Source organism: Rhodococcus chondri, assembly GCF_036327435.1.
GTDB classification, from domain to species: domain Bacteria; phylum Actinomycetota; class Actinomycetes; order Mycobacteriales; family Mycobacteriaceae; genus Rhodococcus; species Rhodococcus chondri.
Genome location: NZ_JAUZMZ010000316.1, coordinates 1 through 2,724, shown reverse-complemented (window position 1 = coordinate 2,724; position 2,724 = coordinate 1). Strand labels below are relative to the sequence as shown.

The 2,724-nt window shown below is 73.4% G+C and carries 1 protein-coding gene; it reads left to right on the top strand.

The genetic code is table 11. From position 1 onward, the window contains the following. Positions 1 to 2,724, top strand: a 2,724-nt coding sequence (locus tag Q8814_RS25590; protein WP_330154751.1) for a non-ribosomal peptide synthetase, incomplete at both ends; no start/stop codon positions are given.

Here is a 2,724-nt window from a genome sequence, read left to right as displayed (position 1 = left end):
GAGCCGGCGCGGCGCCCGCCTCCCGTTCCGCGTCGACGCCGCCACCCACCGCCGGCTGGTCGCCCTCGCGCGCCGCCACGACGCGTCGGTGTTCATGGTGCTGCACACCGCGCTGGTGGTGCTGCTGGCCCGCCTGTCCGGCAGCGGCGACATCCTCGTCGGCACCCCGGTCGCGGGGCGCGGCCACCGCGCCCTCGACGACCTGATCGGCATGTTCGTCAACACCGTCGTGCTGCGCGCCCGCGTCGACGACACCGAACCCGCCGCGGCGCTGCTCGCGCGGGTCCGCGCCGGGGACCTCGCCGCGTTCGGGCACGCCGACCTGCCGTTCGAGCGGCTCGTCGAGGTGCTAGATCCGCCGCGCTCGACCGCGTACTCGCCGCTGTTCCAGGTGCTGCTCGAATTCCAGGACACCGAACGACCCGAGGTGCGGCTGCCCGACCTGACCGCCGCGGTGCTCGACCTCGACCCGCTGCTGTCCCACTTCGATCTGCAACTGTCCGTCGCCGAAATCGACGGCGCCGACGGGCCCGCCGGGATCCGCGCCGCGTTCACCTACGCCACCGACCTGTTCGACCCGGACACCGTCGCGTCCTTCGCCGACCGCTTCACCCGGATCCTCGACGCGCTCACCGGCGACCCGGACATCGCGGTCGGCGACATCGACATCGTCACCGCCCGCGAACTGGCGGCGCTGGCCCCCGCGCGGGGCCTGCCCTCGGCCTCGCCGCAGCTGTGGCCGGAGATGCTCACCTCGATCGCGGCGATCCTGCCCGACGCGGTCGCCCTGATCCACGATGGCCGCGAGGTCACCTACGGCGAACTCGACACCTGGTCGCACCGCGTCGCGCGGGTCCTCATCGACGCCGGTCTCGGCCCCGAAACCGTGGTGGCCCTGGGCATTTCCCGCTCGATCGAATCGGTGGCGGCGGTGTGGGCGGTCACCAAGACCGGGGCCGCGTTCGTGCCCGTCGACCCCACCTATCCCACCGACCGCATCGACTACATGCTCACCGACAGCGGCGCCACCCTCGGCCTGACCACCACCGCGCACCGCGCCGACCTGCCCGACACCGTGCCCTGGCTGGTCCTCGACGACCCCGCGTTCCGCGAGCGGGTCGCCGCGACCCCGGCCGACCCGGTCACCGACACCGACCGCACCCTCCCGTTGCACTTCGACCACCCCGCCTACCTGATCTACACCTCCGGTTCGACCGGCCGCCCCAAGGGTGTGGTCGTCACCCACCGCGGCCTGACCAACCTCAACGCCGAGGTGCGCACCCACTTCGCGATCACCCACACCGCCCGCGTCTCGCACCTGGCGTCCCCGAGCTTCGACGCCTCCATCTTCGAATTCACCAAGGCGTTCTGCGCCGGCGCGACCCTGGTGATCGTGCCGCCCCAGATCTACGGCGGCGACGAACTCGCCCGCTACCTGCGCGCCCAGCAGGTCACCCACGCCTTCATCACCCCCACCGCCCTGGCCTCTCTCGACCCGGCCGGCCTCGACACCCTGCGCGTCCTCGTGGTCGCCGGGGAGGCGTGCCCACCGGACCTGGTGGCGCGCTGGGCCCCGGGCCGGCACATGTTCAACGGGTACGGCCCCTCCGAGGCCACCATCGAAACCAGCGTCAGCCCCGCCCTGCAGCCCGGCCACACCGTCACCGTCGGCGGACCCGCGCTCGGCTTCCACCAGGTGATCCTCGACGACCGGCTGCGGCCCGTGCCCGTCGGTGTCGCCGGGGAGCTCTACATCGCCGGGCCCGGTGTCGCCCGCGGCTACCATCGGCGCCCGGACCTGACCGCCGCCCGGTTCGTCGCCGACCTCTACGGCGCCGCGGGGGAGCGGATGTACCGCACCGGTGATGTGGTGCGCTGGCGCGGCGACGGCACCGTCGAATACCTCGGCCGCTCCGATTTCCAGGTCAAGGTCCGCGGCTTCCGCATCGAGCTCGGCGAGATCGACGCCGCGCTGACCGGGCACGACAGCGTCGCGTTCGCCCACACCCTCGGGCACACCGCCCCGTCCGGCGACACCGTGCTCGTCGCGTACGTGCTGCCCGAACCGGACCGCGTCGCCGACCCCGCGGCGCTGCGCGCGCACGTCGCGGCGCAGCTGCCCGCCCACATGGTGCCCGCCACGGTCGTGGTGCTCGACGAGATCCCGCTGACCCCGGTCGGCAAACTCGATCGCCGCGCGCTGCCCGTCCCGGACCTGACCGCCACCGGCGGCGACTACCGGCCCCCGACCACCGACCTGGAAAAGGTGATCGCGGCGGTCGTCGCCGACGTCCTCGGCCACGACCGCGTCTCGGTCGACGACAACTTCTTCGACCTGGGCGGCAACTCGCTCATCGCGACCCGCGTGGTGGCCCGCATCAACACCGCGGTCGGCACCGACGCCGGGGTGCGGGCCCTGTTCGAGGCGCCCACCGTCCGCGCGCTGGCCGGCCGCATCCTCGACGACCACGGCGGGCACCGGGTTCCGCTCACCGCCACCGCCCGCCCCGACCGGTTGCCGCTGTCCCCGGCGCAGCAACGCATGTGGTTCGTCAACCAGTTCGACACCACCTCGGCCGCCTACAACATTCCCCTGGCCGTGCGGCTGACCGGCCGCCTCGACACCGACGCGCTCACCGCCGCCGTGCACGACGTGCTGACCCGACACGAAAGCCTGCGCACCTGGTATCCCGGCGACGACACCGGCCCCCGGCAGGTCGTCAC